The organism is Vibrio ponticus (assembly GCF_009938225.1).
Classification (GTDB): domain Bacteria; phylum Pseudomonadota; class Gammaproteobacteria; order Enterobacterales; family Vibrionaceae; genus Vibrio; species Vibrio ponticus.
Genome location: NZ_AP019657.1, coordinates 1403803 through 1427832, shown reverse-complemented (window position 1 = coordinate 1427832; position 24030 = coordinate 1403803). Strand labels below are relative to the sequence as shown.

General features: G+C 41.0%; 20 protein-coding genes. 8 read left to right on the top strand and 12 right to left on the bottom strand.

Going from position 1 to position 24030, the window contains the following annotated elements; translation table 11 throughout:
• Positions 1–32: 32 nt before the first annotated feature.
• The 7 genes from GZN30_RS06275 to GZN30_RS06245 are packed head-to-tail and all read right to left on the bottom strand — an operon-like array spanning position 33 to position 6236.
• Entirely contained in the window at positions 33–938 is a 906-nt protein-coding gene (locus GZN30_RS06275; RefSeq protein WP_075649635.1) for a hypothetical protein, read from the bottom strand.
• A gap of 9 nt (positions 939–947) precedes the next feature.
• Positions 948–1829: a metal ABC transporter permease gene (locus tag GZN30_RS06270; RefSeq protein WP_075649634.1), complete on the bottom strand. Its 882-nt coding sequence runs from the start codon at positions 1827–1829 to the stop codon at positions 948–950.
• Positions 1830–1837: 8 nt separating this feature from the next.
• Positions 1838–2629 carry a metal ABC transporter ATP-binding protein gene (locus GZN30_RS06265; RefSeq protein ID WP_075649633.1) on the bottom strand — a complete coding sequence of 264 codons (792 nt, stop codon included), beginning with the start codon at positions 2627–2629 and terminating at the stop codon, positions 1838–1840.
• Positions 2626–3513, bottom strand: a complete 888-nt coding sequence (locus GZN30_RS06260; protein WP_075649632.1) for a metal ABC transporter solute-binding protein, Zn/Mn family — start codon at positions 3511–3513, stop codon at positions 2626–2628. Before GZN30_RS06260 ends, GZN30_RS06265 begins: the two co-directional genes overlap by 4 nt.
• Positions 3514–3535: 22 nt before the next feature.
• Positions 3536–4105: a hypothetical protein gene (locus GZN30_RS06255; RefSeq protein WP_075649631.1), complete on the bottom strand. Its 570-nt coding sequence runs from the start codon at positions 4103–4105 to the stop codon at positions 3536–3538.
• A 22-nt stretch (positions 4106–4127) separates the two neighbouring features.
• On the bottom strand, positions 4128–4460 hold the full coding sequence (locus GZN30_RS06250) for a hypothetical protein (RefSeq protein ID WP_075649630.1): 333 nt from the start codon (positions 4458–4460) through the stop codon (positions 4128–4130).
• A gap of 18 nt (positions 4461–4478) precedes the next feature.
• On the bottom strand, positions 4479–6236 hold the full coding sequence (locus GZN30_RS06245; protein WP_075649629.1) for a PepSY-associated TM helix domain-containing protein: 1758 nt from the start codon (positions 6234–6236) through the stop codon (positions 4479–4481).
• 298 nt (positions 6237–6534) lie between these two features.
• Here GZN30_RS06245 and GZN30_RS06240 point away from each other — a divergent pair, with 298 nt between their 5' ends.
• The 4 genes from GZN30_RS06240 to GZN30_RS06225 all read left to right on the top strand — a co-directional run bounded on the left by GZN30_RS06240 (position 6535) and on the right by GZN30_RS06225 (position 10723).
• Positions 6535–8784: a TonB-dependent receptor gene (locus GZN30_RS06240; RefSeq protein ID WP_075649628.1), complete on the top strand. Its 2250-nt coding sequence runs from the start codon at positions 6535–6537 to the stop codon at positions 8782–8784.
• Positions 8785–9002: 218 nt separating this feature from the next.
• Entirely contained in the window at positions 9003–9509 is a 507-nt protein-coding gene (locus tag GZN30_RS06235; protein WP_075649627.1) for a DUF3087 domain-containing protein, read from the top strand.
• A 35-nt stretch (positions 9510–9544) separates the two neighbouring features.
• Positions 9545–9916: an MmcQ/YjbR family DNA-binding protein gene (locus tag GZN30_RS06230; protein ID WP_075649626.1), complete on the top strand. Its 372-nt coding sequence runs from the start codon at positions 9545–9547 to the stop codon at positions 9914–9916.
• A 57-nt stretch (positions 9917–9973) separates the two neighbouring features.
• Positions 9974–10723 carry a hypothetical protein gene (locus tag GZN30_RS06225; RefSeq protein ID WP_075649625.1) on the top strand — a complete coding sequence of 250 codons (750 nt, stop codon included), beginning with the start codon at positions 9974–9976 and terminating at the stop codon, positions 10721–10723.
• 290 nt (positions 10724–11013) lie between these two features.
• Here GZN30_RS06225 and GZN30_RS06220 read toward each other — a convergent pair whose 3' ends face one another.
• The 4 genes from GZN30_RS06220 to GZN30_RS06205 form a co-directional block, all read right to left on the bottom strand.
• Positions 11014–12636: a response regulator gene (locus GZN30_RS06220; RefSeq protein WP_075649624.1), complete on the bottom strand. Its 1623-nt coding sequence runs from the start codon at positions 12634–12636 to the stop codon at positions 11014–11016.
• Positions 12637–12684: 48 nt separating this feature from the next.
• On the bottom strand, positions 12685–14523 hold the full coding sequence (locus tag GZN30_RS06215) for an ATP-binding response regulator (RefSeq protein ID WP_161987038.1): 1839 nt from the start codon (positions 14521–14523) through the stop codon (positions 12685–12687).
• Between the two features lie 205 nt (positions 14524–14728).
• A complete protein-coding gene (locus GZN30_RS06210) occupies positions 14729–15448 on the bottom strand; it encodes a helix-turn-helix transcriptional regulator (RefSeq protein ID WP_083627171.1) in 720 nt (239 codons plus the stop codon).
• Positions 15375–16184 carry an EAL domain-containing protein gene (locus GZN30_RS06205; protein WP_075649621.1) on the bottom strand — a complete coding sequence of 270 codons (810 nt, stop codon included), beginning with the start codon at positions 16182–16184 and terminating at the stop codon, positions 15375–15377. Before GZN30_RS06205 ends, GZN30_RS06210 begins: the two co-directional genes overlap by 74 nt.
• A 631-nt stretch (positions 16185–16815) precedes the next feature.
• Here GZN30_RS06205 and GZN30_RS06200 point away from each other — a divergent pair.
• The 4 genes from GZN30_RS06200 to GZN30_RS06185 all read left to right on the top strand — a co-directional run bounded on the left by GZN30_RS06200 (position 16816) and on the right by GZN30_RS06185 (position 23413).
• Positions 16816–20391: an ATP-binding protein gene (locus tag GZN30_RS06200; RefSeq protein ID WP_161987037.1), complete on the top strand. Its 3576-nt coding sequence runs from the start codon at positions 16816–16818 to the stop codon at positions 20389–20391.
• Complete coding sequence (locus GZN30_RS06195; protein ID WP_075649571.1) at positions 20388–22157, top strand: EAL domain-containing protein; 1770 nt, start codon at positions 20388–20390, stop codon at positions 22155–22157. The genes GZN30_RS06200 and GZN30_RS06195 overlap by 4 nt, the downstream gene beginning before the upstream one ends.
• 250 nt (positions 22158–22407) lie before the next feature.
• Positions 22408–22782: a VOC family protein gene (locus GZN30_RS06190; protein WP_075649570.1), complete on the top strand. Its 375-nt coding sequence runs from the start codon at positions 22408–22410 to the stop codon at positions 22780–22782.
• A 238-nt stretch (positions 22783–23020) separates the two neighbouring features.
• Positions 23021–23413, top strand: coding sequence for a hypothetical protein (locus GZN30_RS06185; protein WP_075649569.1), 393 nt, complete (start codon positions 23021–23023; stop codon positions 23411–23413).
• An 89-nt stretch (positions 23414–23502) separates the two neighbouring features.
• Here the strand turns inward: GZN30_RS06185 and copI are convergent, their stop codons facing one another.
• The gene (gene copI / locus GZN30_RS06180; RefSeq protein WP_075649568.1) at positions 23503–24030 is read right to left on the bottom strand and encodes a copper-resistant cuproprotein CopI; all 528 of its coding nucleotides are present in this window, start codon (positions 24028–24030) and stop codon (positions 23503–23505) included.

Below are 24030 nucleotides of genomic sequence, written 5' to 3'. Positions count from 1 at the left end.
TGAAATGAATTAAAGCGGAACGAGTGATCCGCTTATTTTACTTGTAGTTGTGTAGAGGCATTTATTTTGGCTAGTTTATTTAGCATGGATTGCCAACGTTGAGTTAAGCTTCCTTTGCTGTACTTTGAAAAATCATCCACATGCCAAACTTCGATATTCTGAGGAAGGTTTTGCAATGAGCGATGAAATGGTTTTTTACTGGTAATCAACAGGGTAGGTAACTCATCTTTTATTGCTTGTTCTCGACTTGCTAGAGGAACAAGTGTTATTGCTCCCAAGTCAATTAGCTCGGGTTTGTCGACGACAATATTCATAAACATCCCGTCAATGAGATGCTGGTTTAGTTCAAGTTGTTGCTTGCGTAACTGTGCACTCATCTGAGCAAAGTTAAGCCGTAACTGTTCTTTATCTTCATAGTGTTTATGAGTCAGTATCGCTTGTAGATCTCTATGCAATATTCCTAGCATCATTTGTATATTGGATGGATTGAGCCAAAAATAACCTATCGAGCCGTCATCTAATTTGGTTATAGCGACTCGTTCTCCGCCTGGTATTAAAGCATTGGCGAGATCGACAGGAATAATGGCGATATTTTTACTCCGTAACGCAGGGTAAATATCAATATCTGACCATACCGATGAGATGCTCGCTACGATATCCGCACTAGGGTAGACCTCAACAGTTTGACGTTTTAACCAGCCGGGTATCCGTTTGACACTGTATTTGTTTGGCGGCACATATAGCACCGTTATTTGCGTTTGTTGGGTAAGTTCTTCAAGCATGCTTGCGACAACGGGTATGGCGGTGGCTATGGTCAGTTTTTTACTTTGTTCACTAGCTGTTGCTTCACTAGTTGTCGCTTCACTAATTGTCGCATAGGTTAACGTTGATATTGCGGATACTGTACAGGCAAATATTACGGTGAGTATCGATTTCATGAATATATCCTAGGCAACATTTAGTTTTAATTGGCGGCTAACCAAACTTAGTAAGAACCATGCACAGGCAAAGAGCGTGATAGCTGGTCCCGCTGATATCGGCCACTGAAGATACATAGGCAGTAATACACCGGCTACTGATGCTGTGGTCGAGAAGAGTATTGATAACATCAATAACTGTTTGAGATTACTAGCAATCAAACGCGCACTCGCTGCGGGGATCAGCAATAGTGCACCAACTAATACGGCCCCGATGATTTTCACTGATGCCACGGTAATCAATGCAATTAAGATTACAAAGGCGTAGTCATGCAGACGAGTATTAATGCGTTGGCTATGGGCTATGTCTGGGGAAATAGCAACTAAGTAAGCATGGTTGCCATAGAAATAGCTCAGCAGTGCTACGCCAGTGCATATTAAAGCCAACATCAATAAATCATTCGTTGTAGCAACCAGAATAGAGCCAAACATTACTTGCTCAATTAAATGGGCGTTGACCTTTTTGGCAACATAGAGAAGCAACGCGGCACCTGCGGCGAGAGCGAAAGAGAGAAAGACACCAATGAGCGCGTCATAAGGTATTGTCGAGCGACCTTTAACCCATTGTAATACCAGAGCAAAAAGAATCGAAAAGCTAAATAGGCTGATGAGTGGTGACGTTGCCGGCTCTCCGAGCAAAATTCCAATACTTACGCCAGTTAAAACACTATGCCCAACGGCTTCGGAAAGAAATGCCAGCCGCTTCACTACGACCAAGGTACCTAGTAACCCTAACAAAGGACCAATCATTAAACTTGCTAATAAGGCATTAATTAAAAATTCATAACTGAACATTTGTGGCAAATAGCCAAGATCAACCCAATCATTGAACAGAGAATAGATATTGCTCATCATACGTCTTAGGCCTTGTCATTAAGTTCAAGCATTGGAGTTTCATAGAATGTATCGGAAGCATTGAGCGCTAGATGCATCGCGGCATTTTTAAGAAAGAAATCGCTCGCTCTATCAATTTTCTTGAGGTGTTTGTCAACCCAATAGATATGTTCACAATGTTGTTCAACCACTTGCCAGTCGTGCTCTACCATAATGATTGTTCCCCCGGCATGGTGAAATTGTTTCAGCAGTTGCAAGCAATCATCTCGTCCTTGTTTATCAAGTCCTGTCATTGGTTCATCGAGAATTAGAATCGTCGGCTTTTGCAATAATGCAGTACAAAGCATTAAACGTTGTCGTTCGCCGCCGGACAGATCGCCGATTTTTCTTCCAAGTTTTTCCTCTAATCCCAGATTGACCAATCCATGTTTAATTTGGTCGGATAGTGAACGGTTAAACCAGATCGGTTTTGGAGACAAATTCAGTAGTAAATAGTCTCTAACGGAAATAGGTAAACTGGCATCAAATGGCATAAGCTGAGGCAAATAGCCAATTCGCTGTTTGGTTTTATTTGTTTTGTTTGGTGCATGAGCCCAATGAATGGTCAATCTACCTTGATGATTCTTTTGACCAAGAATGGTTTTGAGTAAGGTGCTTTTTCCACCGCCATTTGGTCCTAGAATGGCATGCCAACCGCCAGATTCAAAAATTACATCAACTTGATTAAGCAGTTTCAGATTACCTTCGTCGACACTAATGTTTTCAAGGTGAACACTTGGGCCTGATATGTTTGTTGCAACTAAAGATTTGCTTCTCATAATATTGGATTCTCAGACGCATATTTTAGAGCCTCAACTAATGTGTTGAGATTGTGTGTCATATCGACTTCAAACAGTTCATCTCGATATTCACCGTAAGTCATATGAGAGAAACGAAATAGTCGTGTTCCTGATTCTTTTTCTATTACTGAGACATATTGATTGGCCATGTTGAGCTCGGTGAATAGTATTTGTACATTGGCAGCGCGGATTTTATTTATTGTATCTTGTAATTGGGATGCACTTGGCGATACGCCATGGGCGGGTTCGACTACGGCTGAAACTGTCATACCAAACTCTTGCAATAGGTATGCATAAGCCCCATGAGTGCTGGCGATTTGAATCTGTGATAAGTCGAGAGTTGATATCTCTTTCAGCGCATTATGCTTTATCTGGCGGAGGCTTTTCGCGTATTTGATGGCGTTGCCAAGGTAGTATTTTCGGTTATCTGGGTCGAGTTTCCCCAGTTGTTTGGCGATGGTGTAGATTTGCCTAGTCGCCGCATCAATAGAAACAAAGGTGTGTGGATTATGTACATCACCGCCGGATTTACTTATAAGCGCGACTTGAGAGTTGGCTTGTATTACCGCCAAGTTTGGTAGGTTCAATGTTTCGATGACTTCAGTAGCAAACTGATCATGGCCGATACCATTTACAACAATCGCATCCATGGATTTTAAGCGAGTCAGGTCTGCGGGAGATAGCTTATAAGCATGGGGATTAAAGCCAGCCTCAATTAATGGGGTAACGATAGCTTTATCACCGACGATATTTTTTACGTAGCTATAATAGGGATGGAGTGTGATACCTACATTGAGTTTCGCGGTGGCTTGGGCTGAAAAAAACGTTAGCAGAGTAAAGAGTAATGTCGTTTTAAAATGCATAGTCAAATTCCTAATAGCACGACTAGTGACTGTGATTTGATAGCGTCGAATCAATGCCAATTGGATGCCAATCGTCATCGGAACTATCGCTACACGCGGTGTTCGTGTCTGAGATACCGTGTTCTCGCCAGCTAATTATTCCTTCACTAGATTCACTTAAAAGCAGTCGCACCTGATAGGATTGCTTGGTTAATTCTATCGTTCCGAGGTAACAGCTATCCTGGTGTAACCAGGTTGCACTGGCTAGATTGGATAGCAACGGTTGAGAAAAGGGTTCAATAGCAAGCTCTCTGAGTTCAACTAAGCTGAGATTCTTCTCCATTGCTTGCTGAATTATTGCTATTTCTTCAGCGGCGTTACTCAGTTGAGTTAAGGTATGCTGGAGACCTTGAGGTACCGTAACCTTATCTTGTTCATTGCTACCATATAGCCAATACATCAGTGATGATGCGATGACGAAAAGCAACCCTATTGCGCAGACAACCCATTTATCTTCAGACTTCCCATCTGTTGGGGATATGACTTCAACGTAATATTGCTGGGAAGCAATTGGGGTCTTGTGTTGTCGTTCAGTTTTATAATCAACTACCATCTATTAAAAACCTTACGGCTTGCTAAAGAAGCGTGACTTCATCGTTAGAGATTTCAAGCACATGACCGGGACCTGCATCCATCAAAATGAAATAGATACCCTCCGGCAAAGGAAACTCAAACATAGATTGTTGATCTGTCTGACCACTGGCCACCACCTCGTCATCTTCAGAAAATACTTCCATTATTACGTTGGGGGCAGTTGCTCTGTTAGAGAAACTGGCTTCACAAATGACAAGTTGCTTTTGTGAATCCGCTTTGCAATCCAAAACAGGGTAGTGTGCGAATACAGAGTTACTCGCCGACACCACGGCAAGGCCGATTCCAATAGGCAATATTGATTTTAGAAAGCGCATCATTCCTCCGGTGTTGGTCTAATTGAGTGCTGTCGCACGTTTGTCGATAGTATTCACGCCGTCAGGCATCAGTGGCCAAGCGGTTTGATGGAAGTTACCTTGCCAATCTTCAATCGTGACCCACAGCTTTGCATCGTCTTGGAGCTTTTTCGGCACACGTACATGTGCGGCTAAGTTACCGGTTACACCATGAATGACGAAACCTGGTGCGCGCATCGAGCGGGGTTTCTTAAAGTCGACATAAATAAATTTGATCTTGGAAAAGTCACCTTCGACAAACGCATTCACATTAGTTCGACGACCGGGCGTGATAGGGTGGAGGTCTTTCTCCAAAAGACCGAGAACGACTTGAAGGCCGACTTTCCACTCGCCAACCGTTTGTTGTGTATAGTGGAAACCACCACTGCTGGTCCCTTCGCTTTGTAGCTTGAAGCCGATGTTTATGCCGATGCACATGACGATAACAAAAGCCCAGTTCAGGTATTTAAAACCAGACATTGGACCGCCCCAAGGGCGAAAGATATACCACGCCTTAAGCAAGCGTTTTTTACTCGTTGGCATTGAACTGCGCATGAGTTGAGATGCCGCGGATCGAGTACGTTTGTAATAGATAACAGTGCCCGAAATTGATAGTACGGTCATGGCTAGCCCGAATAGAAACCAGATAGTTTTGACCAATAAGTCAGACCAACCTACATTGCCGAAAGTGCCGTAGTGCAGAGGATCCATCGCTTTATCAAACCGCTGTGCAAAAGTGGCGTCTTGCATCAATCTCGAGTCTATAACTTTACCGGTAAATGGGTGAACGAAATAAGTGCTGTCATGATGGCTCGTTAAAAGGTCTCCTTTGGTACCTCGAACAGCGTACGTCATACCGCTGTGACCAGGAGGCGTCAATCGTGTAATTTTGAATTCAGGATCATAAGTTTGTACGGCGATAACGATCTGTTCGGATGTAAGCCTAACAGGGGGGGACTTACTAAGTGCTTTCACGTCCTGTCGTGATAGCCCCGGTTCTATGGGTGGTTGATCGATAATCTGAGGTGCGACTTTATAGAAAACCAACGGATTGTGATAGAACCACCAACTACCGGAGACACCGATGATCAAGACGAACCATAGCGACCAAAGACCAATGAATTTATGTAAGTCGGCAAGAAAACGGTGAAACTTCACGCCGCGATAGCGAGGTAACGTAAAAAAGTGACGCCAGAAGCGACGATAAGCGATGAGTCCAGTTACCAAGCCGATTAGACAAAGCACGCCGAAAAAGTTAACAAAGGCGCGTCCAATAAAAGGCATAAACAGGTTAGTGTGGAGAATACTAATGAAATTACCCACGGTTAAAAAATTGGTTTCACCTTTATATTCGCCGCTGTAGGGGTCAATGTGTACCACAGTAAAACCACCGCCCGCGGTACTTTTTAACGCAGTTGCTGAAGTTCTATCTCTATCACTTGCGGTATAAAACGAAGAGATGCCGGAGTCAGGAAAGCGGGCTTGTAATCTATCGAGCACTTCGCCCGGATTCATGCGCTCAGTTTGAGGAACAACGCGCTTTTCTTCATAAAGTAACCAATCTATTTCTTCATGAAATACAGCCAATGTCCCACTTAATAAAACAATACAGAAAATAATAGATAGCTTTAAGCCAATATAACTGTGTATTAAAAATGCTATTCGACCCGCAGTGAATTTCTTTTTTTGTTTTTTTGATACAGAAATAGTCTCGCTATTTAAATCAGTTTCTTGAGTAGCAATAGTTTTAGTTGCCACTTTTTTCTCCTTGAAATATGTGAAGCGAGAAATATAAATTCTCATTTATCCATACTTAGTGAATGGTAATTACAAAAAATTTAAATTAATTCACTAGGCTCACTCTTTGGTGAGGGTAATTATCCATATCAGCATTGATATTGCAAATGATAATTATTGTAAATATCAATCGCACAAATGCGTGTCATCTATTAGTTCGGGCATTTCAATTTGCTTATTATGTAATGATAACTATACGCATTATCATGTCTGAGTTAGTATCGCGGCAATTTTTCACGACAAGAAAAGGAGACTTATTGTGAAGCCTACCTTGTCCGCACTAGCGGTTTTATCGACTATTTCAGGTGGTGTAACAGCAGATGAAATGGAGCGACATGATGCAGAAATGGATGTCATTGTCGTTCAAGGTCAGAAGATTGCACGTTCCATACAAGAAACTAAAGAAAGTGTCGCGGTATTAACTGACGGTGATATTGAACAGTATGAAATTCGCGATTTAAACGAGGCTTTTGCTGTCACAGCTAACGTCTATGACATGGGATCTGGGGAAGTGTTTGGTATTCGTGGTGTGACACAAAACCAAGCTTCAACGGGAGGTGGTACCGGTGAAATGGGAAGCTTGTATGTCGATGGCGTTGCTTACACTGGTTATGCTAGTCGATTTATGAACAAAGATGTTTGGGATGTCGAGCAGATAGAAGTACTGCGCGGTCCTCAATCGACAAATGTTGGGCGAAATGCCCTAATTGGTGCTGTGGTTGTCAATACTAAACGACCAGAACTTGAATATTTCGATGCAGCAATGCGTTTGGGTGCTGGCAGTTATGGACGTGAAAATCTTGATGCAATGATAAATGCCCCCATTGGTGATAACGCAGCATTCCGACTAACGGGACAGTTACATGAATCCGACGGCTTTATTCAAAGTGATGTGTTTGACACAGATCGATATGATGCACGGACAAATAATAATTTACGCGGGCAGGTACTTTTTGAGCCTAGTGATAAATGGAATTTAAACCTACTTGTTCAATATGCAGAGACTGTGCGAGGTCAGGATATTTACTTTGTTGACCCGGAAAATGGTTTTAAGGAGGATAGTCGAAAGAGCTTTGACAATGTGAAAGCCGACGAGGCTTATGACGGCTTTACAGCTGCAATTGATTTTACCTACTATTTGACTCCTACTTGGACTCTTAATTCGTTAACATCTTATTTAGATGGTGAATACCGAAGGATAGATGACGGCGATCGTCAACCAGACGTTTTCGGAAACCAGGTCGAACGTGAGGTCGAAGATAAAAACATCGCTCAAGAGCTACGTTTTAATTATCAGGGTGATCGGACGAAGGGTGTAGTTGGCTTCTATTTTACTCAGGTAGAAGAGGATATTAAGACCGATCGCTTAGCTAATTATGGTTTACACGCAATTATTAGTAGTAGTTTGACTGGGACTCAAGCTGAGGCTGCAATTCCGCAGCTCTTAGCGTTGTACCCGGAGATCGTGCAGGTTGATGAACAAATCGCCTATGAGAAGACAAAGCAAAATTTTGCATTCTTTACTGAGTGGGATTACGAACTAAGCAGAGATTGGTCTGCGTCTGCGGGAGTACGTTATGACTATGAAAAAAGCAAAATTGCACCATCGACTCAATCACGTATTCCAGTTGGAGGGCTGTCACTTCCACTAAGTCCGGGGGGAGGAATTGGGCAAATTATTACAATGGTCAATCAGGACATCAACAACAAAATTGGCGTCGTGTCTCAGCCTCAGTTAGATACTTCTTATAGCGCTTTACTCCCCCAATTTGGGTTAACTTATAAGTTTAGTGAAGATATTGCTATCAGTGCTCTATATAAACGAGGTTATCGATCAGGTGGAACAGATATTGACACCAACGGCAATGCACGAAAATTTGAACCTGAATACCTAGATAATTTCGAACTTGCGACGAGGGCGGTGTGGTTAGACGGAGATTTGACTACTAATGCGAATTTCTATTATGGCAGTTGGAAAGATCAGCAAGTTGAAGTCTGTATTGGCATTACTGAAACAAATTGTTACACGGAAAATGCAGGGAAGTCTGAAATATACGGTTTCGAGTTTGATATGGAATATTATGTTTCACAAGACTTGTCTACGTTTGCTAATGTTGGGCTAGCAAGAACTGAATTTATAGATTATGTCACTGGGAAAGACAACGAAGATTTATCAGGTAATCAATTCGCGTATAGCCCTGAAATTACGGCTGCGGTCGGTCTAAATTATTTTATTACCAATAGATTATATAGCACTGTTAGCGCAAACTATTTGGATGAAATGTATTCTGATTTTTCCAATAGTGAAGAGTACAAAACAGATGCAAGAACAATATATAATATAACAACAGGTTATATAGGAGATAATTTTAAGTTAGATGCTTATATTAAGAACTTAACTGACGAGTCTTATATTCAAGGTAATTACTTTAATGATACCCTAGACTATAGATCTGTAAGGATGGGAGCACCTAGAGAGTTTGGTGTAAACCTCACTGTATTTATGTAGTTGTTCATCCTGAGTGAAGCGCGCTGTATGCGCGCTTTTTTAGTTCTAACGTGGTGCAAAAACTGGTTTTATTTTAGTGTGATTTTGCTGACATTTTTTTACACTTTTGTTGAGAGTACGGCTTTTAAATCATGTGCATTTTGAAATGCTTAGATAACAAACGAAGGTATAATCGTAAACGGAATTTTCCATGTTCATACTCATAAGACGGATTATAAATGCAGTTAAAGAAAATCGATAAACAGCTTTATCGCTCACGTTTAAACATCACCATAGTCGCTTGCATTGCTATCTTGGCTCTATCGAGCTTAGGGATTTCTCAGTTGTTGATTTACTTGTTCCCTGACCCTTCAGGCTCGCATTTTCATTGGAATTTACTCGGTGTCATTGTCAGTGCTTTAGGGTTAGTGACTACCTTAATCAAGTTTAAATCTCATCCTAAAATGTATGAAGTGGCTTATGTGTGGGATCTAAAACAAGAGCTTAACTTGATCTATCGTAAAAACAAACAGTTACTAGCAGCGGCAGAGCAGGGTAATGCATCGGCCATGCAAGCGCTGCATTTCAGTTACCAAGGCTCACGGCAGTTATGGCAACTAGATGACAATACCATTACTATGACTAGCTTGAATAAGGCGGAAGAAAAACTAGAGTTATGGGCGAACACGCATTCGGTGAGTTTGGATATTACGCAATACCATAGAGATATACTTAAGTCGCTGTGATTATGCTCGACCAAATTCCTTGGAGTTAAGTGGTTATGAATTACGAACAGTTTAATGATTTTTGCAGCAAGCTTCCTGCGACTACCTATGTAATGCAGTGGGGCAACTCCCATGTATGGAAAGTAGGCGGGAAGGTATTTGCGATTGGCGGGTGGAGTAAGGATAAAAAACCAGCTTTTACGTTTAAAACCTCTAGTCGTAATTATGATTTTTTACATGATCTGGAAGGCTATATCCCCGCGCCTTATTTTGCTAATCGTGGCATGAAATGGATTCAACAAGTCGATGCGTCGGGACGCTTAGACGACGATTTGAAATATTATTTGACGGAATCATATCAAATAGTGGCAGCAGGTTTGAGTAAAGTAAAACGCAAAGAACTTGGGATAGATATAGATACTAACTGAGAATATCAGTGACTCTTGGCGCACTTGCGTTGAACTTTTGTTTGGATAAAGGGATTTATGAAACAAAGAATATTAGTCGCTTTTTCTTTATTAAGCGTCATTGCTCTGTTTGTTATCGGCAAAAGAAGCGGTGAAGAGCTATCGTTACCGACTTGTCAAATAGATCAAACAGTCGAAACACCAATACATTTCTTTAAGGGAAATTCAATCGGCGTGGAACGACTGGAAGAGTTTATCGATTATTCCAATCAGGTACTTGCCAATTCTTGTGTGCCGATGAAACGTGTATTGGCGAGTGTTAATCTCATTGACCCTAAAGTTTTTGCTGATATCGATGAAATTGGTCAATTGCACCGCCAATTAGTTGAGCTTGAATCAGAAAAAATTCAACCGATACAAACAATCGGTAGCTATTATGTGCTTGTCTTAGACGATGAGCATCCATTTGTTCAAAGCGGTTGGTCTGGAGAAGCTCATGGCAATTTTAGCCAAAGTTTTGCCTTGCTTGCTTCGGATGCTGAGCTTCATATCCTTGAGCATGAGTTAGGGCATTTAGCGTGGGCTTGGCACAATGATGAGCCATTACATTGGTTAAAAGGCCAGTTGCTGCCAGAGCATCACAAATACATCAAGCCTTATGCGAGAGGATCATTATGTCAGGATGCTGGTACAGTAATGACCTACGCCGAAAAGTCACTACCGATTTATTCATCGCCAGAGATTAAGTATTTTGGTACCGCTTGCGGTGATAAAGAGACTGCTGATAACGCACGCCATATGAGAGAGTTTGCTCAATCTTTAATGTGAAAACATTTGTGTTTGGGCAGTGATAAGAGTTGCGAATCCAATCGCCTTATATGCTTGGTATGACACAGCTACTCGTGTAGTTATTGCGTTGCTAATGTTAGTTTATCTTTTCGGCTACGGTGTTACTCCAATGATATGGCTGTTTGTTGTTGCTGAAATTGCATGGGCTGTACTACAAATCAATGGGTATCTATATAAAAACAATGACACTTCATCGAATCCGAGAGCGATCTGTTAAATTAGTGCCACCAGCTTAGATACTAAGCACTAACGAGGGCATTAGTCTTTAGTTAGGTTCTTTCATCGCAGCGTTTCAGCGCACTGGCATAATGTTGGTCGTAATCCATGTTCAGCAGATCTTGCGAAGCAAACAGTTGGCGGATCGTGTGGTCATATTTTTGTAGTATCCGTCGCACCTGTAAACCGCCAAGATGCATTGGCCAGGCGACATTAAGCAGTTTTACTGCCCGAATACACACATGTTTAAGTAGTGGGTTTTGTTCGAGGATCTCCAAACAGATCGCAAGCTGCTCACTTAACTCTATATTGTCTGTTTTCAGGCGTTGATGCTGTGAAATCAAGCGTTTGTTTTTAACTTTATTACTGTGGCAAAGTTTATTGAGCATGGTGATTTTACTGGTAAACAGCAATTGGCTATATTCGATTTTAAGAGAAGTATTACAGTCTTCAATCGCTTGAGTAAAGAGCTCCTCCATTTCTAAACGATCAAGTATCCAAGCTAATTGATAAGCAGCATAGAAGTGATTAATGCTAGATTCTGCCACTAGCTTTTTTAAACAGGTTATTGCAAAGCGAAAGTTACCGGAAGCGTAAGCATAATGCGCCAACAGCAGCTCAATTTCGTCTCTGTTTTGTTCTTGTCTATTTTTTACTAGCTGATGGATATGGCGTTTGATATCGGCAAGCAACTGAGCGTTTGTGAATGATTCACAATAGCTATATAACATGACGCGGACAAAGTTAATTTGGGTAAAGACGTTGGCTCGATAGGTGTTTTTATTGATCTCCATGTAAGCGTTAAAGTGCTCGAGAGCCTGTTGATATTCACCAACAGCAATACATAAGTTAACAATTACCAACTCGCGTTCGGAGTTGCCAGGTGTTAGTTGGCTCGCTACCTCTAAATGTGCAATGGCGGTCGGTATTTTATGGTTTATTAAACTGACCTTAGCTGCCTCGGTACGGACACAGGTATTGTTGGGTGATTTATCCAGCAAATGATCGACTATCTGATTCGCCTGTTCTACATCACCTAAATTTGCGAGTGAATTTGCCACACCGAGTTGTGCCCAATCGCTTTTCGTTTGTTTGGCAAGCGACTCATAAGTAGCTTTGGCTTCATGGTGCATCGCAAGCATAGATTGAAATGAGCCTCTGAACTGTTCAATTTCAAAATAATATTCGCGATGAAAAGGCAGCAGTTCACCACAAAGCTCGAGCCCGAACTTTGGATCTAGTTCGCGTTCTGCTTTATAAAGCTGCGCTAGAGCTTTTTTGCGTTTTAAAGCCGCGAGCGATCGCTCTTTTAATAACTGGGAAGTAAAAGGCTTAAGGATATATTCGTCAGGTTTGAGCTCAATGATCGGACGTATCGTGGAAGAGGAACGATCCCCACTGATAAGCATGAAAACCGCATCGCAGCGCAGATACCCATAATGGATAAACTCTTCAAATAGCTGTTTTCCGTTTAATGTAGTCCCGAGATTGTAGTCACAGATAATTAAGTCAAACGAGCGGATTGAACCATGTACTAGTGCCGCCTTAGGTGACTTGGTCGTGACGAGGTTATTCTCTAGTACGCCAAATTTAAGCAGCATTTGTTTAATCGTCGATAGGATGGGTGGGGCATCGTCTATCACCAATACACTAAGAACGTTGAACGGGTTTTGCATAGTGGTATCTTCGTTATTCTTTGTACATTAAGCGTTCGGGTTATTTCGTTACGGTGTACAAGTGCACATTGAGTCCACTCTTTTTGCACTTGTAACTAAAGTTCGTGAGTCGGGCTGCCTAGGGTTTTGCACGCTCGTTTTGGTGCAACAGTAGAGCGTAATCATTTGGGATAAAGACTCTAGGGTATAGGGTTTGTAAAGCACATCATTCATGCCCGAGGATTTAGCTCGATCTGCCGCAATGCGCGAATCTTCTGCGGTACATCCAATAATCGGCAAATCGGCAAAATCGGCGTTTTGACGCAAGGTCGCGGTCAGATCGTAGCCATTCATGATTGGCATGTGACAATCTGTTATCAATAAACTCACACTGGATTTGTGCTCAACTAGGTACAGATAAGCATCGTTACCATCACTCACACAGTGATGCTCTATACCCAATTTGTTGAGTTGTTTTTTGAACAGCAAGCAATTTATAGGGTCATCATCAGCGACCAGAACAAAGCATGCCTGGCAGGATGGTGCAACAAATTGACCGGGTATTGCTGGCATAGTCGAGGACTGGTACAAGTTCGTTAGTATCGAATCTGGATATAGATTTTTTTCATTGGTAGCGATAGTTAAACTCTCACCTGTAACGGATGAGTCTGATATCAAATTAAATGCCTTCAACCATTGATTGAGGAAGTAGTTCTTGCTAGTGGTAAATGAAACATCGTAATTAGGTAGAATTAACGGTTTAAACTGAGCCGGAATGGTGATCTTTATCAGTGAACCTATACCTGGAGTGCTTTCTAACTCGATGTCGCCATCCATTAGTTCAAGTAGATTTTTGACGATCGATAGACCCAAACCAGTACCGCCAAATTTTCTTGAAATAGTAGCGTCTGCTTGAGTGAAAGGTTGGTAGATATTGAGCATCTGTTCATGACTCATCCCACAACCGGAATCTCGCACTGTGATTGACAATTGATTTGAATCATGACGAACAGCGACCACAACGGAGCCGAACTCAGTGAATTTAATCGCATTGCTAAGTAGGTTATTCAGTATCTGAATAACACGCAGCCAGTCGAGTTTTGCTATTGCATTAATGGACGGGTGCCAATTAACCACAAACTCCAGCCCCTTGCTCATTGCTAGTGCTTCAAATGTTTTCAGTGGTGGTGAAAGCTCATAGAAAATATTGCTTTCGACAATGTCTAAATGCATTTGATTCGCTTCAATCTTAGACAAATCTAAAACGTCACTCACTAGTAAATTTAGTCGACTTGCTGATGCTTGAGCACTACTGAAAAGCTCGCGGTTGGTGTCACTCACTAAGTCAGGTTTTAATAGCTCTAGCAGCCCAATAATTGCTGAAAGCGGCGTTCGCAGTTCATGACTGATGGTGGCGAGAAAATTGTCACGGGCTTTAAGTGCATTTCGTGCCTGTTGGTTGGAGTTGTGTAATTGTACTTCCTGTTCTTTGAGTTGCGTGCAGTCGGTGAACATAAACAGTTGGTATGACAGCAACTCATCTTGGTCGAATAACCGGTGGTGGTGAACTTGGTAGTGACGTTTGTTTAGCGGACATTGCGGCTTTTCAATTGAAAATGTTGCGTCTTGGCTATCATTCTCAACATCAAATAATATTGTCAGTAGCGGGCATGATTGCGGCGCGCTCAAACAGCCGTTGGCGGCACAACGATCAAAGCATTGGTCAAACAAATGGTTGCTGATCACCACTTGTTGCTTGGCGTCGATGACTGTAACCATTCCAGGAAAGCATTCAACGATTTTTGGCAGTAAAGCATGTTGATGCTGCTGTTGACGTTTTTGTTTTAATGTTTTCGGCAATAACCAAAACAGTAGTAGTGAGAGTGGGGCAAATGATAAAAGAGTCACTGTGAGATTTTGACTGACAGTCGCCCCTAAAACCAAACAAAAAACAAGACAACTGATTGAGACAAAGATTACAGACTGATTCATCATGGTTGAGAATGGGTTAGAAACATTTCGAATCTAATCATGATTAAATGCGGTTTCAATCCCATTCAGATGATAGAGAAAAAAGTACCAAAGATAGCCACAATTTCGCCAAATAGCCTCATCAAGACTTGCGAAATTTGCTAGGAGAAACACCAAATCGACGGCGAAACTTTTTGCCAAAGTATGATTGACTGCTAAAGCCACATTGATACGAAATCTGATCGACAGACATAGCGGTACTCGAAAGCATATGTTTGGCTGCTTCGAGTTTTTCTATATTGAGGATTTCAGTAAAAGTAAGGTTATCGGCTTTTAATTGACGAAACAGTTTCGAACGAGATAGATAAAGTCGTTTGCATACCTCTTCGACACTCCACTGATGACGTAAGTCCTCTCTTATTAGGAGCAACAATCGTTCTTGAATCGAAAGCCGATTTTGTGAGTCTTTTGATTGGTAGCGCACATGTGCATCGAGATCATTTTCCAAAGCTTCAAGAATGTATTCTTTACTTTTTAAACCAATCGGAGCGTTTTGTACTTGCTGCCTTGCAACCAGATAAGCATGTAGGCGCTGGTTCGATTCCATCAGACGCGAGACGAATCGCCACATTGTAACTTCTAGAGCATTTGCTTGAGGTAAATGAATAGCAATGCGAACTTCAGTCTGTTTCGGAATAAAAATAAAATCCCCTGGATTAAACAGGATAAGATTTTGATTGTAAGCAATCACACCATGTGAATTGGTCGAGATAATATGATTTCTTAAGTTAAACCAAGATTTCTGAATGGTAGCGGTGGTTTGCTGATACTGGGTAATTAAGCGGGTGTTTAACTGCTTCATTATCTTTTTCTTGTTTAGTATTAATAAGTTCAGACCAAGTGATTGGGTATTGGCAATAAACGCCTTGAATCATCGTGTTTAACGGGCGAATTTGTTCCGCGACAGACGCATTGTCAATGCCATCAAAAATGATCGAATGACTAACAAATGGAAGTAAGGCAAAGTGCAGCGATTGCAGCATGCCGTGCTGAATTGCCAATTGTTTGGTTAAATCTCGTCCGACTTTAATCGCATCCCAAGGTACGACGCCAAGCGTGCTGTTATGGCATGAAGATTCTGGATGATAGTGATTGAGCCATAACTTGATTCCAGCATGCTTTAGACTGGCGATTGATTTTTTCAGCGTGATTTGATTAATCTGAGCATTAATCTCTGAGACCGAGATAGCATAATCTAGATACGCAAATTCCAGCAATTTTTCTACAAACTCGGCATCACATAAAGATGAAAGTGGTGTGTTGATGACAACAGGAGTAGAGAGTGACTTTGCATCAACAAACCTAAGTAGTGACAAAGTCATCAACTTAAGTGTTGTTTCATCAATAAACTCAAATGCATCGGTATTACCGAACTCTTCGCCAGATTGATGGCTAAGTTGCAGCGAGACCTCATAGTAGCTTACGTTATTCGAGTTGCTATTGTAGATCCCTTGAAACACCGGTTCGAATTTGGCAAAAACGGATTCATTGCTTACATGAATGCTATTTTTTGAATAGATGACTTTTAAGCTAGACATACGTATTTTTGTTATTGTAATTGTTTTTTCTGCATCATAGATGGTAAAAATCATCTATCAACAATTGTTTTCGCCATGTAAAGTCAAGTAACGTTAATTGAGTCTTCGAACAACAGTTTCATAGTTGCAAGTTAATGATTTTAAAGTGTTAATTTTTAATGTTTGTGCGATGTAAGTCATGTAGGAATTGTCTGATATTGCTGATTTTCATAACTTAGGGTGTAATTTTCTCTATAGCGAAGGTAAACAAATATCATCGCACTAGGTAAAACGCGTAAGGGAGTATTGTAAACGCGCTAGTTTAAAGCCAGTCATGGAAGGCATTATCATATTGAGTAAATTTATAATGTCACAAGATGAATTTCTACAGCTTCTAGAGTCATTAAAATTGTTGAATCATCAACAAGTTACTCAGGTGAGTCAATTTATAGCTAAGAAGCAAAGCCCTCAAGCTGAAATACTAAGTGAAGAAGAGCGACTTTTTTTACAGTCTGTAATATTAAGTAACTAATAATATTGAATAAAATAATTACTTTGTCAGTGTGCGAGAACTTTAGTTATAATCCGCCGCCGTTCAATATTTGAACGTTTGTTTGTTTGTTCTTACCACCCTATAAGAGATATACCAATCTTGAACTTCTTACGTTCACTCCTTTTGTGTTTGTTAGCTGCTATTGCCACCCAAACATACGCTAATGGCAATCAAGCTCTATCCGTAAAGCCGGTCATAAAAATTGGCGTAACAACAACACCTTATCCACCATATTGGACTGGAAGTGTGGTTTTACCTCAAGGTTTAGCGCACGATATCGGCCTACTTATCGCATCACAGCTGCAAGTTGAGATAGCGTATCTGGCTTTTCCGACCATCGCCGATGTAAAAAATGCGATTAAGTCAGGTGAAGTTGATCTTGCTATCGGTTATCTGAAAACCGATCAGAGAGAACGGGACTTTATCTTTAGTGAACCCATTTACAAAGAGGCGGTAGCGGGCTGGATCTCGCCTGAACACCGAAACCACGTAGAGCCAAACCAACTTCGCTGGGCATGCCTTAAAGGCATGTCTTTATGCTCGATACTCAAAGAAAACAACTTTAACAACGTGATTGAAGTCGATGACTATGACAATTTTTATGAGTATCTGAGTCAAGGAAAAGCGGATGCTATTATTGGATTTTATTCATCATTTCTAAATTACTTCGCCAACAATTCCATTGAGAATCAGCATCTCTATTTTGATCATCGCTTTGATGATTACGATTCTCATGTGATCTTAAATAAAAACAACGTAGTGTTGCGCGACAAATTAGATTCATTGATCAATAACCTGTCATTTAAAGAGTCACTCAATGTATTTGAAGATTTTTATCGAGATTATTATTATCCGAAAAACCTATATACAAGGTGGTTTAATCGTGATCAGAGAAAAATTTTAGTTAGATATACAGTCGATGAGGATCTGTTTCCTTATTCATATATTAATGAGTCAGCTAAGGTTTCTGGTTATATTCATGATGTTATTGAACGTATAGAAGCGATGACACCGTTAGAATTTGAATATATTCCATCGCAAGGTGCTGATTTAAAAAACATGTTGTCTGAAGGTGTCGTGGACTTTATTCCGATTGCTAAGCAGTCAGAGTATGATTCCACAACGATGCAAGCCATTAGAAGTAATATTGATGTAAAGTATGTACTGCTAAAATCCCTAAAAGATAGCGATCAAGAGCAATATGCATTACTTGATCGCTTTAACTATACGCCAAAAGACAAAGTACCAAATGGTTTCCGTTTTTTCCAAAATACAGACAATCTATTGCAAGCGTTAGCGGATGGCGATGTCTCACACGCTTACATTAATAAGTATTTAGTTGACAGTATTTTAAGAAGTGACAATGAAGTACCATTTCAAATTAGCTCGGTAATGGGTAAATACAACTTCAACACCAAAGCTTACATGTTGATCAGGAAAGATGACCTGAAGTTACAAGAGTTATTACAAGAAGCATTTACGATGCTCTCTAAGCGTGAATTGGATAGTTTATGGTCCACTTATGATAAGGTGGAGTATCGTTACGGATATCGCGAAGAGACAGTTAATTACATATTTTTTGTTCTATTACTAACTTTTCTGTTTTCTTCGATTGGTGTCTATGTGTTTGTTTCGCGAATGCGTAAACAGGTGGACGGCGCCCACAAGAAATCTGAGCTCTCAGAAGTACATCGACGTTGGTTAGTCGACATTATTGATAATATTCCTAATTATGTTTGTATCCGTGATGAATCAGGAACTGTGGAATTATCAAATCGGAGCTTTAGAAGACTCTGTCGTAGTATTGGTCAATTGAATGAAAATGAACTGCTAGAGTTTATTATGGACAGTGCTCATGTTGAGCTACGTAAAGACTATTCTAAGCATTTACATATCCTGGATAACACCCATCCTTTGAGTGGTAAATACTTTCATGTAGTTAATAACCAAGTGACGCATTATGTCGGTAATGTTTCTTTGTACATGACGGTATTAACTGATATTACAGAGTTAAAAGAGAAAGAACAGAAGCTCATCAAAGCGAATAAAAAAGCTGAAGCGTCCATTCAACAGAAAACCAACTTTCTTGCTGTCATTAGCCATGAATTACGAACGCCAATTTCCGGCATTTTAGGTTTAATGGAAATGTTAGAGCAGCGCATCTCGGATGATCTAGGGCAACAGATCTTGAACAATGCGGCAGCATCAACCAGTAAGCTCAAATTGTTAGTCGATGATATTCTCGACTTCTCTAAATTAGATGCCCAGCAGTTGAGTATTAATAGAGACAAGCACAACTTGGCATTAGAGCTGAGTCCTATTCTGAAAAGTTTTGAGTCACTTGCGACCCGTAAAGGGGTGGGGTTTCATCTAAATTGGATTCCCACGGCTTACATAATTAGTGATGTAGATTTTCTTCGCTTTTCACAGATTGTGTCGAATGTGCTTTCAAATGCGGTCAAGTTTACAGAATACGGCTCTATCGTCGTTAAATTACGGGTTACTCCAGAACAACTCGTATTGGAGATTAAAGACTCAGGTATTGGCATGGAGCCTCAAGAACTTGAGCATATTTTTGATCCGTTCGTTCAAGCTCAAGACAATATCGCCAGAAAATATGGTGGAACTGGGTTGGGGATGTCTATCGTTAAAAACCTGGTCGATTTGATGCAAGGAACGATAGAAATTAAGTCAGCCAAAGATATTGGTACCAGTGTTCATATCCAGTTACCGATAGCGTCAACGGGCTATGCGTTTCCTATCGCTAGCGGTGAGTTGGTATCAAGTTCAGAAACGATGAGCAACTGGCTGAGAGCCTTTGATGTTGATAATAGTAGAGTGGTAGAAATACCAACTTATAACGATAAGCGAAATGTCTATCCAGACGATGTCATTAAGTTACTGACGCAAGAAGCAATGGTTGGAGAAGGGTTGGATGATTCTGAGCCCTTTGCTCCTTTACAAGGAAAGGTGTTGGTGGTTGAAGACGACCCAATTAATCGCTTTTTAGTCAAATTACAGCTGGACACGATTGGTGTGGAAGCCGTGATTGTTGATCAGGGAGATGAGGCGCTCTCGCTCATTAGAGACAGCGGCATCAAATTTGATGTTCTATTAACGGATTGTCATATGCCAGGCATGAATGGTTTTGAGTTAACTCGGGCGGTGCGAAATATTGATAGTGATTTTGCGACGATACCGGTCATTGCGTTTACTGCGGATAACTCCGAACTTATTACCACTAAAGCGGCGAGAGAGGGCATAGAGAGTATTTTATATAAGCCTTACGAGCTTAATGACCTATATAAAGTTCTCAACGCTGTATTGCCGCATAGTTTGGATTTAAAGCATGTGCCACTGGTTGACGAACATGCTGACAATACATTACTCGGTAAGTTTTCTGAACAAGATAGAATGCTTATGGCACAGGCGGTTATTGACTCGATGAGTTTGGCTGTGGAACAGTTAAATGATGAACATGGTGATATTGGCGCGATCACCCACAGGCTGAAAGGAGCCGCGGGTGCGCTATCAATTTCTGTGGTCGTTGAACTGTGCGAGAAATTGAGTGAATCGCCGCACGACAGACGACTTAAAATCACGTTAATAGAGTGTCTTGAGAATATCTTAGTTGAGGCACGGAAATATATAGAACAGTTGGCAACGCATAAATGAAAGTACTCATAATTGAAGATGACCCGGTTCAAGCTTTAAACTTGAAAATCCAACTAAGAGAGTTAGGTCATACTGATGTCAGTATTGCTGGCAACTTAGTAGGTTTAAAGCTGGCGATCAATGAAAATAGCTTTGACCTAGTGTTCTGCGACATTCATTTACCAGATGTTGATGGTATTACGCTACTTGCTGAACATTTAAATGCTGATGTCGCACGTGCAGTTGTTATTGTTAGTGTGGTTGAAGACGCTGTTTTGCGTTTGACTCAAGGAATGTGTAACCAATTAGGATATGACTACGTCAACACACTAAGTAAGCCATATGCTGTTGAGGAACTTAAGCAAGTGTTACAACCGCTGGAGACCTTTCTCAACGTTCGAGCTAAGAAGCATGAAACAATAGCCATTGATTTAAGTGCAGCAGAAATTCGTAGTCTAGTTTCCGAGCAATCTGTGTTTAGCGTCTATCAACCACAATTTAGTTTTAGAACAGGACAGCTTATCGGCGTAGAGGCGCTCGCACGCATTGAACATGCTGACTTAGGTGTATTGTCACCGGCGTCGTTTTTGCCGCAGGTTTCTGCACTCGGTTTGATGAGAGAACTCTATGTGGTGATGTTAAAAAAGTCTACAGCAGCACTCGCGGTGTTAGAGCATCCGCTGCGATTATCGCTAAACATCGCCCAAGTTTTGCTTGAAGAAGATCTCTTCGAAATTACTACACAGATCTGTAACGAAAATAATTATCCGCTTTCTTTATTAACTCTGGAACTGACAGAAGAGCAAGCATGTAATCCATCGCATAGAGCTTTGGCGAACATTGCTCGCCTAAAAGTGAGAGGAGTGAGTTTTTCGATCGACGATTTTGGTACTGGTTATGCTTCATTGGAACAATTAATCGATTTGCCATTCTCTGAGATAAAAATCGACCGTAAATTTATTGCCAGAGTGAAAGATGATTACAAGCATCAACAGTTGACGATGTCAGTGTTACGCCTTGCACAATCGCTGGGTTTGCATTGTGTTGCTGAAGGTGTAGAAGATCTGGTTACATGGGAATATCTGAAAGGCTTGGGTGTCGATACATGTCAGGGATACTACACTGGTCGACCTATGGCGATATCTGAGCTTTTACCACTTTATCAGGTCGCCCTAAGTCACAATGACGATGACAACAAGGATGCACAAAAAGTGGTATTGATTTACGACAACGATACCACTCGTGGCAAAGCGACAGTGCGTCTGTTAGAGCAAGAGTTGACACAATATAGTTTTTGTTTCGCGTCAAGACTAGATGAAGTACGCAATGTGATTCGTGATTTGCCGGTTTCTTTGGTTGTTTTTGAGCAAGATTGTTTAAGCACACTCAGTGAGGAGCAACACATCGCTTTTTCTAACATTAAACAGCGCGTAGAGTGCTTGTATCTAGTCTCAATGTTAGAACTCGATTCGCTGAGTGATTTTCCAAACTATATTACTAAGTCTGAGACTATTGCTCAGACTGTACGGGATATCGTGCAATACATCGGTCAGAGTCAAAGTCGTCATCCGATTTCGCTGGAAGAGAAGTTATCTGAACGTGAGTCACATGTCGCTAAGCTTTTACTCGCAGGCTTTACCAATAAGTACATAGCTTATGAGCTAGGAATAAGCCAAAAAACCGTCAGTACGTTTAAGCGTAGGGTGTTCACAAAGCTGGGCGTAAAGTCAATTATTGAACTCTCCAACACACTAAAAGGAACGGTGCTACAAGCGAATCTTGATTAATTCTGGCATTAGTTTACGACGTGTCCTTAGCACTTTTCTGTATTCCTATTGCTCATCCACACTTTGATGTCGCTTTCAGGTGTGGATGTGTCCTTCCTCGCACATACGCTACGTATTGGACGATAATTTCATTTACTTAATGCTTATGGCTTGACCTCAATTTAAGTTGAGGTTTTATGCTTGTCCCACGGTGATACTTATATTGGTAAGTAATCAAATAATTCGTATATTAGTTAAGGAATGGAATCTTATGAATATGAATCAAGTTATCGTGGCTGTAGATAACATCAAAGAAGCGGTAACGTTTTACAAAACTCTTGGGCTGAATCATATTGTTGAAGATGACCATTATGCTCGCTTTGCTTTTCCCGATGGCCATGCCACATTTTCTGTTTATTTAGATCCAGCAAAGAAAGCGATTGAGTGCAGATCCGTCGTTTATTTTGAACATGAAAGACTCGATGAGTTAGTAATGGCGCTTAAAGGTAAAGGTATCGAGTTTGATCAAGAACCAATAGATCAACCTTACCTATGGCGAGAGGCGATATTAAGTGACCCGTCAGGGAATAAAATAAAGTTATACTGGGCGGGCGAGAATCGTCTCAATCCGCCGTGGAAAATATAAGTTCGTTTATTATTTGTGTCATTAATTATTTGTCGTAGCGCTTGTTGTTGTAAACCTCATTAACGAGGAGACTGATTTTCGAATTCACTCGTAAATTAGAGTTTCTGATATGACTTTTGAGTTAATGGTGTCATTAAGTATCTAGTTCATCACTATTTTATACAGTACGATGCATTTTTAGTTCTAAAGTGAATGAAACTTCAGAATAATTCAAAGTGTCTCTATTTCAGGAGTGAAGATGGATACTAGAGAGTTATATCTCGCTGTGATGGAAAACCGAGAGAAAATTGATTTATCGCTACAAGGTATTGAGCAGTATGATTTGCTTGTCACAGCTTATAGTAGTTGTGGTGATGGGTTTACTAATGCAATAGGCTATTGCTTACAAATTCGCGAAGGCAGTGGTGAGGTGGGGGCTGACAATCAGGTGTTTTTAAGACATGCCGATGGCACGATTCGTGTGCATCATCAGCAAGCGTTTTATCGTGTTAATGATACGTTCAAACAAGACGTTTTAGCGTTGTTTGCGATTCGCCCAGAGGATGAAGATAGTCAGCAAGAACTTGCTTGTCCAAATGGTATTACTGAAACTGGCTTTAGAGTCGCGTTGCGCGATAACTGTTACCAGTAAGCTACGTCACAAAGTACGTTTACCGATTAGTTTGAACAAACACCGCCCACTGTACTTGGGCGGTGTTGTTCGTTATTGAGTACGAGAGTTTAGAGATTGAGTGTTAGCGACTGACCATGTTGATCATGACCTTTGATATTACAATCTATGCTCACTTGATTGTCGCCATGGAAATGCCAAGTAAACTGGCGCGCTTTCTTAGCTTCGACGATGATTGAGCTATTCGTATCGTGCTCCATCCCCGCCATTTGCTGCATCATTTTACTGTGTTTTGCCAGTTCAGCCTCTGAGCCGATGGCAAATTCATGCGCCTTACTACCGGTATTCATAACCACAAATTGCACCACATCATTGGGCTTGATATCGACCTGCTTCTTAAATTGAATTGGTTTGTCATCGCTTAAGATAACGTGCACTACCTTGTCGGCTTTTGCCCCTTTGGCTGGCATGCCGACAGCAGACATACCAGACATATTCATCATGCTGTGGTCCATTTTGCTATGATCCATTTTCCCGTGTTCCATGTTGCCATGGTCCATATTGTTATGGTTCATATCATTCGCCGCGAAAGCCATGCTTGAAACCAAGCTTAGAGTAATCATCAGTGCTTTTGTCAT